The sequence below is a fragment of the Yoonia sp. I 8.24 genome (assembly GCF_022096995.1).
In the GTDB taxonomy this organism is placed as follows: Bacteria; Pseudomonadota; Alphaproteobacteria; order Rhodobacterales; family Rhodobacteraceae; genus Yoonia.
Map to the genome: position 1 here is coordinate 131,446 of NZ_JACXGQ010000003.1, position 14,276 is coordinate 145,721.

At 55.2% G+C, this 14,276-nt stretch carries 12 protein-coding genes; 6 read left to right on the forward strand and 6 right to left on the reverse strand.

Going from position 1 to position 14,276, the window contains the following annotated elements; all coding sequences use genetic code 11:
* Window positions 1-4 precede the first annotated feature (4 nt).
* Genes Yoon_RS06460 through Yoon_RS06470 form a run of 3 tightly spaced genes read left to right on the forward strand, consistent with a single transcriptional unit; the run spans window position 5 to window position 3,352 of the window.
* Window positions 5-1,306, forward strand: a complete 1,302-nt coding sequence (locus tag Yoon_RS06460; protein WP_238111233.1) for a cytochrome P450 — start codon at window positions 5-7, stop codon at window positions 1,304-1,306.
* 17 nt (window positions 1,307-1,323) lie between these two features.
* A complete protein-coding gene (locus Yoon_RS06465) occupies window positions 1,324-2,502 on the forward strand; it encodes a glycosyltransferase (protein WP_238111234.1) in 1,179 nt (392 codons plus the stop codon).
* Complete coding sequence (locus Yoon_RS06470; protein WP_238111237.1) at window positions 2,483-3,352, forward strand: alpha/beta fold hydrolase; 870 nt, start codon at window positions 2,483-2,485, stop codon at window positions 3,350-3,352. Before Yoon_RS06465 ends, Yoon_RS06470 begins: the two co-directional genes overlap by 20 nt.
* Window positions 3,353-3,993: 641 nt before the next feature.
* Here the strand turns inward: Yoon_RS06470 and uxuA are convergent.
* The 5 genes from uxuA to Yoon_RS06495 form a co-directional block, all read right to left on the reverse strand.
* A complete protein-coding gene (gene uxuA, locus Yoon_RS06475) occupies window positions 3,994-5,193 on the reverse strand; it encodes a mannonate dehydratase (protein ID WP_238111238.1) in 1,200 nt (399 codons plus the stop codon).
* Entirely contained in the window at window positions 5,190-6,290 is a 1,101-nt protein-coding gene (locus Yoon_RS06480; protein ID WP_238111240.1) for an ABC transporter ATP-binding protein, read from the reverse strand. Before Yoon_RS06480 ends, uxuA begins: the two co-directional genes overlap by 4 nt.
* On the reverse strand, window positions 6,290-7,351 hold the full coding sequence (locus Yoon_RS06485; protein WP_238111241.1) for a carbohydrate ABC transporter permease: 1,062 nt from the start codon (window positions 7,349-7,351) through the stop codon (window positions 6,290-6,292). The genes Yoon_RS06480 and Yoon_RS06485 overlap by 1 nt, the downstream gene beginning before the upstream one ends.
* Window positions 7,344-8,288, reverse strand: coding sequence for a carbohydrate ABC transporter permease (locus tag Yoon_RS06490; protein ID WP_238111243.1), 945 nt, complete (start codon window positions 8,286-8,288; stop codon window positions 7,344-7,346). Before Yoon_RS06490 ends, Yoon_RS06485 begins: the two co-directional genes overlap by 8 nt.
* Before the next feature lie 84 nt (window positions 8,289-8,372).
* Window positions 8,373-9,635 carry an ABC transporter substrate-binding protein gene (locus Yoon_RS06495; protein WP_238111246.1) on the reverse strand — a complete coding sequence of 421 codons (1,263 nt, stop codon included), beginning with the start codon at window positions 9,633-9,635 and terminating at the stop codon, window positions 8,373-8,375.
* 313 nt (window positions 9,636-9,948) lie between these two features.
* On the opposite strand from Yoon_RS06495, the gene Yoon_RS06500 reads away from it, so the two are divergent.
* Genes Yoon_RS06500 through Yoon_RS06510 form a run of 3 tightly spaced genes read left to right on the forward strand, consistent with a single transcriptional unit; the run spans window position 9,949 to window position 13,368 of the window.
* On the forward strand, window positions 9,949-10,677 hold the full coding sequence (locus Yoon_RS06500) for a GntR family transcriptional regulator (RefSeq protein WP_238111248.1): 729 nt from the start codon (window positions 9,949-9,951) through the stop codon (window positions 10,675-10,677).
* 9 nt (window positions 10,678-10,686) lie between these two features.
* Window positions 10,687-12,072: a glucuronate isomerase gene (gene uxaC, locus Yoon_RS06505; protein ID WP_238111251.1), complete on the forward strand. Its 1,386-nt coding sequence runs from the start codon at window positions 10,687-10,689 to the stop codon at window positions 12,070-12,072.
* Between the two features lie 3 nt (window positions 12,073-12,075).
* Complete coding sequence (locus tag Yoon_RS06510) at window positions 12,076-13,368, forward strand: mannitol dehydrogenase family protein (RefSeq protein ID WP_238111253.1); 1,293 nt, start codon at window positions 12,076-12,078, stop codon at window positions 13,366-13,368.
* On the opposite strand, the gene Yoon_RS06515 is transcribed toward Yoon_RS06510, so the two are convergent.
* Window positions 13,357-14,274: an alpha/beta hydrolase gene (locus tag Yoon_RS06515; RefSeq protein ID WP_238111254.1), complete on the reverse strand. Its 918-nt coding sequence runs from the start codon at window positions 14,272-14,274 to the stop codon at window positions 13,357-13,359. The two genes, Yoon_RS06510 and Yoon_RS06515, sit on opposite strands and share 12 nt — an antisense overlap.
* Between the last annotated feature and the right edge of the window lie 2 nt (window positions 14,275-14,276).

A 14,276-nucleotide genomic window follows, 5' to 3' on the forward strand; every position in this document is an offset into this window, starting at 1 on the left:
AGACTTGATAGAACTGATCCGTACTAAAGGCACACCACTGCTAGAGACATGGCTGCAAAGCCCGTGTAACGTGCTGTATTATCTGGCCAAGAACAGACCGGGCAAGAACCTCGATATCGAAATCGGGGGCGCAACCTTCCACCTTGTTCAAGACGCGGATACGGCACGTGAGATCCTGCGCAACCGAACCGAAATATATTGCAAGTACTTCGGCAGTTACTCCCGGCTTTTTGGTGAAAGTCGGCTCACGGTCAACGGCGATAAATGGCGAAAGCTTCGTGGGTATTCGCAATCCTACATCACCGAAACAGATGCCAATGCAGTGCTTAAAGCTACAAAACATTTTTTCCGTGAGGCCTGCGACAATTTACTAACCCAAAGCAATGGCGTTGAATATGCCGTTGATGAGGCACTTGATTTCGCGGCCGCTGCGACCGTCAGTAAAATGGTTTTAGGATTTCCAATCGAAGATTGGGGGCCCGAGGCAATTAGTGATATTCGCAAAATCTTGCGGCTGGCCTCGTGGGAAAACTTTCCACAGCCGACGCGTTCCGGAGTCGACGAAGCGTTCCTTACACTTGATGCGGAAGATGCGAAACTAGATCTTCAAGCACGTTTCGCGAAACTTTTAACTGAACGGGATAAAAGCAATAGCCGCGGCTTAGTGAATGACTTGGCCAAGGCCGACCCCGCCGATGTTGATATCTTCGGTGAATTGGCGACATTACTCTTTGCTGGTTTTGATACGACAGCCAGCTCTTTGGCATGGTCAATGTTTCTATTAGCCAAGGACCCAGCCCTTCAATCCAAACTGCGTGCATCTGTGCGCGGCATGTCCACGGACGAAGGGTTGGAGGCCGCTGATGTTTTGGCACTGCAGGACCTGAACGCATTCTTTCTCGAAGCGATGCGGATATTCCCACCCATTCCAGTGCTCAGCAGGACCCTCGCCGAAAATGATCAAATTGGTGATTGGGCATTGGTTAAGGGTCGGCGGGTTTTGATCTCGATTATTGGTGTCCAGCAAGACAGTTCCGTATTTCCGAACCCATTGGACGTGCGACTTGAACGGCATCCAAAGGGGAGTTTAGCAAAGGAAACCGCTGGCAATTTCGTCCCCTTTGGCGATGGAAAACGGGTTTGCCCCGGCGCGCGGTTTGCCAATCTTGAGGCACTTGTCGCCCTTGTTGTTATACTTGATACGATGCAGCTTGAACCCGTGCCTGACCAATCTCTCAAGCTGCGGTGGGACGCGAGCATGCGCCAGGTCGACGGAACCAAGATCATCATGACCCCGCTGCGGTAAAGCCAAGAGGACCTAATTTGCGCATTCTCTTTACCTCTTTGTCTTGCTTGATCGATCCCAGCAGCGGCGCCGCGATCTCTGTGCGCACTATTTTGCGTGCACTCGCTGATCGTGGGCACGACGTTATGTCGGTGTCAGGGGCATGTTTTGACAAAGCACAGAAACCATCTGTGGTCGAGATGTTGAAATGGAGCGGTTTCCAAAAAGACGCAGACAGCCTATTTTGGCGATATCAAGACGGTCCTGTCACCCATCTCGCACGGCCCTTTAGATCACATCGCGCGGCTGATGCGACCCTCGAGATGATCAACGACCTGACCGAAACATGCAGCAATGTAATCGGTTCATTCTTACCTGATACTATTATCTCTTACGGTTCTACGCCCTATGAAAAAAGCATTCGTAGGCTGGCACAAGAAAAGAAAATAGGAAGCGTTTTTTATCTTGCCAACCCCGGCTACAAGTCGCGTGAAACGTTTAGAGATGCAGACCTAGTTTTCACCGACTCTATCGCAACGCATGATCTCTACAAAGACCGGCTAAACCTCGACAGTACGGTTATCGGGAAATTCATCGCACAGCTGGATGCGGCCCGCCCCTCAAAATCGGCGCGTCACGTAACATTCATCAACCCGTCTTTCCACAAAGGCGTTACACTCTTTTATCGCATTGCAGAAATGATGAATGCGACGCTCCCTTCAATGAAGTTTCTTGTCGTTGAAAGTCGCAGCAATCTAACCGACGTCGAAGACCAAACAGGGCTTCCGTTCTCACAGATGCGCAATATCCGCAGGATCGGTTTGCAAACTGATATGACGGATGTGTTTTCGCGTACGTGTGTTCTACTAATGCCGTCTGTTTGGCACGAAAGTGGTGGACGAACGGCGATTGAGGCACTTTCACTTGGCATTCCTGTGGTGAGCGCAAATCACGGAGGGCTGCCCGAACACTTGGGCGACGGGGCGTTGCGGTTTGATGTGCCAAACGTAATGCGAGAGAATCCGCAGCTTATTCCGCCGCCCAGCGTCGCTTTGCCGTGGGTTAGCGCGCTTGCACAATTATGGACCGATCACGACTATTGGGTAGAACGCAGTCACGCTGCAAGCCAGCAATGGACCCAACATGAACCGTCCGAACGCATCAAAATGATTGAAACAGACTTGCTAGACATGACAAATGCCAAACGCTCAGCTTGAATACTACGCCGAACCTTTGATGGTCGAAATTAGTGGCAACTACAGCTACTTAAACGTCTCGGTTGTCGCGCCCCCAAAGCCCACGAAAGCAATCTTTCTCTTCCATGATTTAGCAGGGCGTGCTGACGATTTTATACCACTGGCCCCGCATTTGGCGCATTTGGGCTATCGTGTCGTCATGATAGATTTTCCCGGGCGCGGCAAAAGCGCGTGGTTGAACGATGCTGACTATACGCTGCGTATGTATGTCGACGTATTTTTGTCATTGATCAAAGCTCATGGACTGCAGCAAAATGCTGCCCTTGGCCAAGGTTGGGGAGCAATGATGACGCTTTTGTTCGAAAGCGTCATCGGGCAACCTTTTCAGCAGATGTATTTGTGTGACCTCCCGATGCAGTGGTCATATGGTTCAGACAACACCTCAAAACTGTGGGCCAAGCTAACGGCAGTTCACGCCGACACGGCCGAGAATTTTAACATCCAAGCGGACAAGATCCTGCCTCCAGATCTCGTAGGTCGGAGTGATTTTCTTTCACTTGCTGGTGAACGGATGAGATTAATTGATGGCAAATACGGCCTTTCCTTGGACCCTGCAATCTTCGAAAACATTCAAAAAACAAACGAAAAAGTTTACGATTTAGCCTCTGCTCTTAAAAAATGCCGTTCACCAATTTGGTTACTACAAGGTACGCACTCGGCTATGACACTGAATGAAGGGCGGCATACCTTCGATCCGACCAAAATTCGCCAAACCGAAATCTTACGAGGCAGCAACGCCTCGTGGCAACGAGAATATCTACTTCTTTTAGCCTTGGGTGTGGTTGTGATTGGCATGCAAGATGGTCTCTAAGGACTAAGAAAAATCAGCTTTTTATGTTGCGGTCCTTAATGATCACGACAAATGGCTGGTTTGAAGACGCTGCGCCGCAGCTGCTAATGAGCGATTCAATGTCCGCAATGGGCCGTTATGACCCAATCAAATCGCTCCAAGACAGCTTGTATTTCGCGAGATATTTACGTAGTCGATCAGCATCGTTGCGACTTGCCCGCTCTTCACGAGATACCGCGAACAGCTTTCGCCCCGCTTCACTGATTGATTGTGATGCTTGGCAGGTCCGAATAACCTGTGCCAGTTGACTGATATCAAAAGGATCCAACCGTCGATCTACAAAATCGGCGACAAGCTTGGTGTCCAAATTGCTTTCGGCTGCGCGCCAACGACCTTGCAAAGTCGCGATCTCTTCCTCAACTTGAGGTCTTGTGATACGGCCGCGCGGCGCAAGGGTGCAAACGCCATATGATCAAGTCGCTGCATAATTATGGAGCTAAATGGTGGCGGGGCAACCGCCTCTTCTCCATATTCAATCGCTACAACGTCTGCGGGGAACGGGACATAAGCTGCGTTTGAAAACCATCAGCGGGCGCCATTTGTTTCTTGGCACCCTCAAGGATGCTACGTGAGACCGCCGCTCGTGCAACAGGGTTGCGTGGCTATGTCTCTAACGCAGCCATGATACCTCTAAGTTCTGCCAGCCCACGCATCCGCCCGATCAACGGGTAGCCGGGCATCATCGGACGATCCAGGTCCCCCAAGAGAGCCTGACCGTGGTCGGGTCGCATCGGAATTTCTGCGTCTGCGCGACCCGCGGCGCGTCGCCGCGCCTCTTCTGCAAGAAGCGCATCGAGTGTCGCCACCATATCCGTGTCGCCTGCGAGATGCTCGGATTCGTGGAAACTGACCCGTTTGCCGTCGAAGGGGCCGGCACGGTGGGTGTTGCGCAGATGGGCGAAATGAATGCGCGGGCCCAGACGGGCGATAAATTCGACCGGGTTGAACCCATCAGCTACGCCAAGCGAACCTGTGCAAAACGTGGCGCCGCTCGCGGGCAGATTTACCGCATCAAGGATTGTAGCATAATCGTCAGTGGTCGACATGACGCGCGGCAGGCCAAGCAGGGGAAACGGCGGGTCGTCAGGGTGACAACAAAGCCTTACACCCAGTTCTTGGGCCAGCGGTGCGACTTCGGACAGGAAATCTATTAGGTTTTGCCGCAGCAGTGCAGGTGACATCTTGGAATAGGTACCAAGGTTTACGCGCACGTCATCCAACGTCCAACGGTCGTTAGACCCCGGTAACCCCGCAACGATATTAGACGCCAAGGCCGCTTTAGCGCCGTCGCTCATCTGCGATAACCGTTCCATAGCCGCGTCTTGGATCGCAGCAGAATGCTCCCCGGCAGCTTCTTTGCGCTGCAAAATGTGCAGGTCGAAAATGGCGAAGTCGATCAGATCAAAGGCCATTGCTGTGCCGCCATTGGGCATGCGAGCGGCCAAATCAGTCCGTGTCCAATCAAGGATTGGCATAAAGTTGTAGCAGATCACCTTCTGGCCTGCCGCCGCGAGATTGCGAAGGCTCGTACGCCACGCATCGATGTGCGCGACGCAGTCTTCACTTTGGATCTTGATCGCTTCTGAGACTGGCAAGCTTTCTACAACATCCCACGTCAACCCGCTTGGCGCGTCGGGCGGCCCCTCAATCTCACGCTGGCGCTTGGCGATCTCTTCTGGCGTCCACACTGAACCCGTCGGAACATGGTGCAGCGCTGATACGATACCTACGGCGCCGGTTTGGCGAATTTCGTCGATCGTTATTTCGTCCGAAGGGCCGAACCAGCGCCACGTCTGCCTCATGTTTGGTCCCGAAGGGTCAGGGTTGTTTCGGTGTCGAAGAGATGCACAGCCTCGGCTGCAAAGTTCAGAGGTACCTGCTCACCTTCACGAACCACTGTTTGGCCGGGATTGTGGACGGTCAAACGCGTGCCATCGCTGAGCGCACCGTACAGGTAGCTGTCAGAGCCGAGTTGTTCGACTGCGCGGACTTCGAGGTGAAGTGCGCCGTCCGCTGCCGGTTGAAGTTCATTGGGGCGAATACCAAGGGTCACGGACTGGCCGGCCTGCTGGCCGAAACCACTGTCTGGCAAGCGCACTTGTTCGCCGGTTTCAAGGGTCAGCAGCGTCCGATCAGACGTGTCTACCTTGCCCTTAAGGAAGTTCATCTTAGGTGATCCGATGAAACCTGCAACGAACAGGTTGTGCGGGTTGTTGAACAACTCAAGCGGCGCGCCAAATTGCTCTAGCTCACCAAGACGCAGCACCGCGATCTTATCGGCCATTGTCATGGCTTCGACTTGATCGTGCGTGACGTAGATCATCGTGTTGCCCAGACGTTTGTGCAGGGCTGAAATTTCCCCGCGCATGTCGACGCGCAATTCAGCGTCAAGGTTCGACAGCGGCTCATCAAACAAGAAAACACGAGGTTCACGCACCACAGCGCGGCCAATGGCGACACGTTGGCGTTGACCGCCTGACAAATCTTTGGGGCGTCGTCCCAACAGTTGATCAATTTGAAGCATCGCAGAGACGGCGTTGATCTTTTCTTTAATCTCGGCTCGTGGCGTGTTGATATTTTCCAATCCGAAGCTGAGGTTTTGTTCTACGGTCATATGCGGATAGAGCGCATAGGATTGAAACACCATCGCAAGGCCTCGGTCGGCGGCGGGGATGTCGTTGACAACCTCATCCCCAATCACGATATCACCGCCCGAAATTGGCTCAAGCCCCGAGATCATCCGCAACAGGGTGGATTTGCCGCAACCCGACGGCCCGACAAACACGCAAAATTCGCCATGCTTGATATCGAGATTGATACCTTTAATCACCTCGACGTCGCCGTAAGATTTGCGCGCATTTTTAAGCTGCACACCCACGCTTGGTAAGTTCAGGTCCATTATTTGCCTCCCGTCGAAGCGATGCCAGTGGCAATGTATTTCTGTAAAAACATGAAGACCGCAGCGATAGGCAACAACGTCAACACAGTCATCGCCAAAAGAGAGGCCCAGTCGGTTTGCAGCTCGCCCTGGAAGGAATTCAGCGCCAGTTGCAGGGTGAAGTTTTCTGTCCGTGTCAGCACGATCAACGGCCAGAGGAAGTCATTCCAACGCCACATAATGGCGAGGATCGCCAGCACAGCGATCGCAGGTGCCGAAAGCGGCACGATGATGCGCCAGAAGATTTTCCATTCGGAGGCTTTGTCCATCCGCGCGGCGTCCAAAATCTCATCCGGGATGGTGATCATGTATTGCCGCAGAAGGAACACGCCCGTGGGCGTTGCCGCACCGGGAATGATCACCCCCCAAAGCGAGTTAAACATGCCCAGTTCGGTCACGATCAGGAACAGCGGCACCAGCACCACCGTTTGCGGGATCATCAATGTGCCAATGACCAGTAGCAGTACCGTGGTTCGGCCCCGAAATTCGTATTTCGACAAGGCGAAAGCAGCCATCGAGTTGACCAGCAGCATCAAAAGCGTCGCCGTGACGGTGATGAATGTGGAGTTCCATAAGAAACGAAGGAAATTGAATCGCTCAAACAACTGCGTGTAGTTTTCAGTCGCGAATGACACGGACTCTATCGCCTGCAAATCAACAGCGGGTAGACGGACGCGCGTGTCCGGGTCATCCAGACGCACAACCTCTGCGCGGCCTGCGGCGCGGCGGGTTTGTGCGACGGTCTCTCCGGCCAATTCGGATTCTGATGCCTCGGAAACAGTGAAGACGATCAGCGGATCGTCAAATCCATCAAGTTCCACGGTTTCCTGCGCGTAGGGCAGGAAACGCGGCGGGAACCGGTCCAATTCATTCTGTGTCTTGAAGCTGGAAAGGACAAGCCAGATTACCGGACCAAACATCAGGAAGATGCCAACCGCCAGATAGGTGTAGGACACCCAGTCGGTCCAATGTAGGCGGCCTTTGCCGCGTGTTGCGGTCAGAAAGGAGATGACTTTAGCCATTTGCGTTCTTCCTGTTTGCCCAGAGTTGCACCAGTGTCAGAAGGATAAGCACCAAGGCCACCAGAAGCGATGCAGCCGCGGCGAGACCGAACAGGCGTGGTGCCCCGGCAAAGCCTTCTTCGTAGATGTATTGAATGATGAATGTCGTCGCCGTGCCCGGACCACCGCCCGTAAAGGCGTAGATTTCGTCGAAGGTTTGGACGCCCTTAATGAGCGCCAACACCAGAACGACCAGCATGGTCGGCGCCAAAAGCGGCAGTGTGATGCGTCGGAAAGTCCGCCAAGGCGACGCACGGTCCATCGTCGCCGCGTCGTAGACGTCGCGGGGGATCGCTTGCAATCCAGCCAACAAGATCAAGGTGTAAAACCCCATATGGGCCCAGACTGAGATAAAGACCGACCATCCGAACGCCCATTGAGCATCCACCAGCCAATTGAAACCGCCGATTCCTGTCCAGTCGAGGAAGGCGTTAAGTACCCCCTCGCGCTGTAAAATCCACTTCCAGATCAGGGCGACAACAACAGGGGACAGCAGGACGGGAAAGAAAAACACAGAGCGGAAAAAACCGCGGGCACGAATTTCGCCGTTCAGGATCACCGCCGTCAGCAGCGAAAAGGCGACCATCATGCCGACCTGCAAGGTGACGAACCAACTGGTGTTCCACACAGCGCGCCAGAATTTGTCCTCGCGGCAAGAATTCGGATCAAGGTAGTTCGAGCAATCGATCAAGGTGGCGAAGTTGCGCGGCCCTACATAAGGGCGGTCAGCCAGTAGCACGTTGTCGCCGCCTGTCGTTGCATAGACCACGTTCAGGATGACCGGAAGGAACGCGAACAGACCGAACAGGAGCAAATTTGGGAATAAGAAGACCCATGCGAGTTTGTTGATCCCCAGCATCCGCTGAAGCGCAAGCATCGGGATTTCGATCACGCGCATGATCGGAGAGATAACTTGTAACATGAGGCCCCCCCACAGGTGTTAGACCCCCCGCGCCAAACCAGCGCGAGGGGCTTGAGTGGTTTACTGGGTTTCGGCCAATGCCGCTTCCAGATCAGATGCCGCGCGTTCCATCGCGTCAGCGACCGAAAGCTCTCCAACAATCGCTTGGCTCAGACGCTCAACCGTGATGCCGAACATGGCGCGGTTGCCAGCATAGCCCTGATACGCGAATGCGATTGGGGAGACGTCAGGCAGAGCGCCCGCAAAACCGTTTAGCGCGGCTTGCGCTGCTGGGCTAGCGTCTTGGAATTCAACGCCAGCAGAGGCAACACCAAGGTGTGCAGGAAGGTTTTTGGTACGTGCGGCAGCTTCGGCGTAGTTTTCCTCGGCAGCAAGGAAATCGATGATTGCAGCAACGATTTCAGGATGCTCAGTTCCTTCAAAACCAACAATCCCTGCACCGCCCGGCATGCCGGAACATGCGCCAGCTGGACCACAAGGTGAGCCTACGACCTGCCAGTCAAAGAAATCGCCAACCTGTTCGTCCATGCGGCCAACCTGCCAAGAACCGGAATAGTAGAAAGCTACCTCGCCATTGATAAATTCCTGTGCGGCATCCGCATAGGTGGATCCACCTTGGCTGGCCCAGACGTCGCGCGCCATTGTGCCATCTTCGTTCCAGCCGACAAAGGCTTCTGCAAAGGCTTCGAAGCCATCAAAGGACCCTACGCCGTCTGCATCAAAGTAGGCTGCGCCATAGGAAATCGCCGGACCCGCAACACGGTGACCGGAGCGATCCATCGCCATTGGGAAATCCGCGTCAGTCGCTTCAACAACGGCCTTGGATGCAGCCGCCCAGTCATCCCAAGTTGCGCCGGCACCCGGCATGTCCACGCCTGCTTGTTCAAACAGTGTCGCATTCACGAATGGGCCAGTGATGGTCAGCTGAGAGTGCATGCCGTAGATGCCCTGACGGTCACCAACGCGGTACCAGTTCAGCGTTTCGCCAAACGAGTCTTCCCAATAGGTCGCATCAACATGTGGCGTCAGATCAAGATAATACTCGTTCAGACCACCCAGATCGGTGACCTTGGCAAGATCAGGGCCAGTGCCCGCTGCCAGCTGCACCGGCAGGTTTTCCAGAATCGCCTGATAAGGCACGATGTCAACAATGACATCGACACCGTCATTTTCGGCCTCAAATCGGCTCAGCAGATCGTCGTAGACCTCGCATTCGTTGCCATCTGAATAGCACTGAAAGCGAATTTCTTGGGCTGAAACGGCCGAGGCCGTCATACCTAGACCTGCCAGAATGGCGGTGGTTTTCAAAAGGGTCTTTTTCACTTGACTAACTCCTCCTAAGTTAAGCGATATCGTTCTTCGTTCAGGTATCATAACGGTGACCGCGTCGATAGAAACTTGCAATGATTTTAGGCTAGTTTCTGGATGCACCCGACGCAAAAAACGTAAGCAGCCGACGCAGTTCCGCGTCAAGCTAGATTGCGATTTATGGTGCGCACCACCTATCTTCGCTAACGCCTCCCCCGCAGCTGTTCAGGAACTTTGCATGCCGGTATACTGGTTGTCAAGTTACCGGAATACCGGTATACAACACATCAGGCACGACCCGTGAACCCATAGAGTGAAAGAGTAATTCGTGAACCGACACTCGAACGGCATTGAATCAACAGGCGATGATGTCCCAGCGTTGGACTTGTCGCGACCGGTGAACGATCAAATCGCCGCAGCGCTCAAGGATGCTATATTCTCAATGCGGCTCACTCCGGGCCAAATGATCTCTGAAACGGAGATTGGTCAGGTTTTCGGGGCCAGTCGGACGCCCGTGCGCGAAGCCTTCGCGATGCTGCGAGAAGAGAACCTGATTATTACGCGGCCCAGCCGCGGCACGTTCGTAACGAAGCTTTCGGTGCACCAGATCACAAGTGCGCAGTTCTTGCGTGAGTCGATAGAAGTGGCTGTGGTTGAAAACCTATGCGAGGGCGGTCTTTCCAAGGCCGCACAAGCAGAGCTTTTTGACAATCTTGAAAAGCAACGCCGCGCTGTTGAAGAAGGTGACAAGGCGACGTTCCAAGTCCTCGATGACCAATTTCATCTCGCCCTCGCCAAGGCGACTGGGCTTGGCAGAATACAGCGTGCATTGGTCCGCGAAAAGACAGTGCTTGATCGGTTGAGAGTCTTTTCACTCGACAAAATAGACAACATGGCCAGCCTTTATAAAGAACATGATCAAATCCTAAGAGCGGTGCAGGCGCGGCACGCAGAAGACGCCACGCGACAGTTGCGCGAACACCTTCGATTGGTACTGGGTACGCTGTCAGACACCGTGTCAGCGAACAGCGCGTTCTTTGATCTCGAAGAAACTTGAAAGAGCACCATGATCGGTACCCGTACTTCTGAGCTACCACCTGTAGCGATGTCCATTTACGAGGGCATACGCGATCTCCCAATCGTTTCGCCCCACGGGCATTGCGACCCTGCCTGGTGGGCCGATGACGCCAGGTTTCCCGATCCAGCGGCTCTTTTGATACAGCCCGATCACTACGTCTTCCGGATGCTGTATTCGCAAGGCGTTTCGCTTGGTGATCTTGGCATCGGACCCGACGGTCGTGGTCGTGACTCGCGTGATGTATTTGGCCTGTTCATGCAACACTGGGATCTGTTCCTCGGAACCCCCAGCCGGCAGTGGCTAGAATATACGTTTCATCATACCTTGGAGATTGAAGCCCCTCTTAGCCCCGAAACCGCAGACGCAATCTACGACCAGATCGAGGCAAAGCTGGTTAGCCCCGATTTCCGCCCACGCGCGCTGTTTGATCGGTTCGACATTTCGCTGCTGGCGACGACCGATCCGGCGACATCGGCTCTTTCCGAACACGCGGCAATTGCGGCGTCTGGTTGGTCGGGGCGGATCGTGCCGACATTCCGTCCTGACGACCTGCTCAATCCTCAGCGATCGGGTTACAGCGTAGCGCTTTTTGAATTGGCCGAGATGACGGGGCGTGACACGGGCAATTATCAAGAATTTCTTGCCGCACTGCGTGACCGCCGTGCGGCATTTCGTAATGCGGGCGCGACGGCGACGGACCACGACGTGCCCGAGCTAGTTACCTGCTGGCTCGACCGCGACCAGATCGCCGCGCTGCATCAGGGCGCCGTTGCGGGCACATTGAGCCAAGACGAAGCGCGTGCCTATTATGGCCACATGCTGGTCGAGATGGCGCAAATGTCAGCGGATGATGGCCTTGTCATGCAAATCCACGCGGGTAGTCGCCGTAATACGAACCAAGCGCTGTTTGACGCAGTCGGCCCAGATATGGGTGCCGATATCCCGGGCGCAATCAACTGGGTCGGCGGCATGGCCGCCTTGCTAAACCGGGTTGGCAATGATCCGCGTTTCCGCGTGCTCGTGTTCACTCTGGATGAAAGCACATATGCACGCGAACTCGCACCGATGGCCGGACATTGGCCATGCCTGCGGATCGGGCCGCCGTGGTGGTTCCACGATAGCTTGAACGGCATCCGGCGCTATTTCGACAACGTGGTCGAAACGGCGGGGTACTATAACCTTGCAGGATTCAACGATGACACGCGCGCCTTCCTGTCGATCCCCGCGCGCCATGATTTATGGCGGCGCGGTGTCGCGTTGCACCTTGCCGATCAGATTGAGCGTGGTTTCTTCAACCAGAGCGAAGCAACAGGTCTTGGCCAATGGCTGGCCCATGACGCTGCGGTGGACTCTTACAGATTGGAAAGCAATTAGATCATGCCACGTATGGTTCACCTCGGGGTTGGCAATTTTCATAGGGCCCATCAGGCTTGGTATACGTCACAGGCCGAAGGCGACTGGCGGATCACGGGTATCGTCATGCGCAATGAGGCGCTGTTTGATGCGCTGCGAGACGGGTGCGAATATAGCCTTGGCATCCGCGGGATTGACGGGCTGCGCGTCGAACAGATTGCGGTCCACGACAAGGTCCTTCTGGCAAGCCACGACAGTGCGGCGGTGGTGAATACCTTTGCTGATCCAGACGTCCAAGTCGTGACCCTCACGATCACCGAAAAAGGGTATTGTCTTGATCCCGCGACAGGGCGGTTGGATATGACGCATCCCGCTATCGCCGCCGACCTTGCGGGGGCGCCGAGTGGCGCCATTGGCTTGCTAGCACACGGTCTTGCGCGGCGTATGGATGCTGGTCTTAGTCCGGTGACCGTGTTGAGTTGCGACAACCTGTCTGGCAACGGCCGAAAGCTCGCCGCAGCGGTTAACGATTTCGCTAGGAGCGCAAACATCGTCATCGATTCTGGCAATCGGTTTCCCGACACCATGGTCGATCGGATCACCCCTGCAACAACCGAGACCCTAAGTGACGAGATCGCCGCCACCGCCGGTCAAACTGCGGTGGCGTCAGTGATGACAGAGGCCTTCACGGAATGGGTCATCGAGGACGATTTCGCCGGGGTGCGACCGGATTGGGAGAGCGTAGGCGCCGAACTGGTGCCCGATGTTGCACCGTTTGAAAAGCGCAAACTCAGGTTACTCAATGCTGCGCATTCGTGGCTGGCCTATGCTGGTCTGCTCGCCGGGCATCGATATGTGCATGAAGCCATGGGTGATCCGATTCTGTTCGCTGGTGTGGAACGGCTTTGGGATGAGGCAGAGGTGACCCTGTCGCCAGCCGTTGCAGACACAGTACCAGCCTACCGCGCTGCCTTGATGGATCGTTTTGCCGTGGCCGAAATGCGCCATGAACTGATCCAGATCGCGGCGGACGGCAGTCTGAAGCTGCGCGAACGTATCGTGCCATTGATGGTAAATGGGGGCGATGGTTCCCAGGCATTGCACGCAATTGCGGCCTGGATCGCCTTCGCACTGCGGGCACATCGCGGTGACATGGCCATTAATGATCCTAACGCCAAACAGATTACCAAGCTGTTTGATGAGGCAAAGGACCTCCGCGATGCCGCAGCCCAAATGGCCGATCTGATTGGCGTGCCCGATGTTTCGCCCGAGGGGCTGGATATGCTCGCTACGACTGTAGCATCGTTAGTCGATTAGCGCGCCCATGAGAAACTCCAACACGGCCGCCCGCATCTCTGTCGTCACTACATGGCCCGACGTGGGCTCAACATGAAACTGCAGCTGCTCGACAGTACTCACAGTTTGATAGGCCCGTTCAAGGTCGACGCGGGCAAGGTCAAAGGCTGCCTTGGGTGTCGACCAATCTTGAAGGCCGACACAAATCTGCAAGGCCCGAGGAGCGGCCAGCCCAGCGATCTGTCCGCTGCGGGCCAGTGGCAAAAGCCCAGGCACTGTCATGTAGATGCCGTGCCTGTCATGTTCTCCGGTCGCAACCAAGCTGGCGAGGTCCGCGAAAGAACACGACGCCGAGGTCGCGCGGATACGAGTGTCCAGTGCTGCAAGCCACCACGCCAGCGTGCTGCCCATAGAAAAACCGAGCGCCCCAATTCGATCAGCGGCAACAGCAGGATGGGCCCCAAGGAAGTCGACCGCAGTCATCAGTTCGGCAAGCATTTGCCCAAACAACGTCTGACCCTGCCACAAATGCGCCTTTGCCCGCGCGGCTTCGGTCGGGTGCTGGCGCGCACCGAATGCAGGCAAATCAAAGCTGAGTGCAGCAATTCCCGCGCGCACCAAATCAGGCGCATAGGGGCCCTGCAGCGCGGGTCGTCCGGCCGTCAGTTCAACGCCACCGATCTGATAATTGTTTCCATGGGCGTGGACGTAAACCAGCGCGGGCACCGGCCTATGGCCCGTTTGGGGGCGCAGGAAGTAGGCCGGGATGTCTTCGCCGGTTCCATTCCCGGCTCGAAAGATCAGATGTTCGATCTGCCAGCCAAGATAATCTTCAACTTCCACGATACGCGGTGCCGCGAAACCCATGTTTCGAGAGTCCAGTCCAAGCCGTTGGATAAGGTGATTGCGCAAAGTGCTGTTTGGCATGT

Coding starts and splice junctions, on each gene's coding strand:
- Yoon_RS06470 (WP_238111237.1), top strand. CDS start 2,483: ATGCCAAACGCTCAGCTTGAATACTACGCCGAACCTTTGATGGTCGAA.
- Yoon_RS06485 (WP_238111241.1), bottom strand. CDS start 7,351: ATGGCTAAAGTCATCTCCTTTCTGACCGCAACACGCGGCAAAGGCCGC.
- Yoon_RS06510 (WP_238111253.1), top strand. CDS start 12,076: ATGCCACGTATGGTTCACCTCGGGGTTGGCAATTTTCATAGGGCCCAT.
- Yoon_RS06480 (WP_238111240.1), bottom strand. CDS start 6,290: ATGGACCTGAACTTACCAAGCGTGGGTGTGCAGCTTAAAAATGCGCGC.
- Yoon_RS06515 (WP_238111254.1), bottom strand. CDS start 14,274: ATGCCAAACAGCACTTTGCGCAATCACCTTATCCAACGGCTTGGACTG.
- uxaC (WP_238111251.1), top strand. CDS start 10,687: ATGATCGGTACCCGTACTTCTGAGCTACCACCTGTAGCGATGTCCATT.
- uxuA (WP_238111238.1), bottom strand. CDS start 5,193: ATGAGGCAGACGTGGCGCTGGTTCGGCCCTTCGGACGAAATAACGATC.
- Yoon_RS06490 (WP_238111243.1), bottom strand. CDS start 8,288: ATGCGCGTGATCGAAATCCCGATGCTTGCGCTTCAGCGGATGCTGGGG.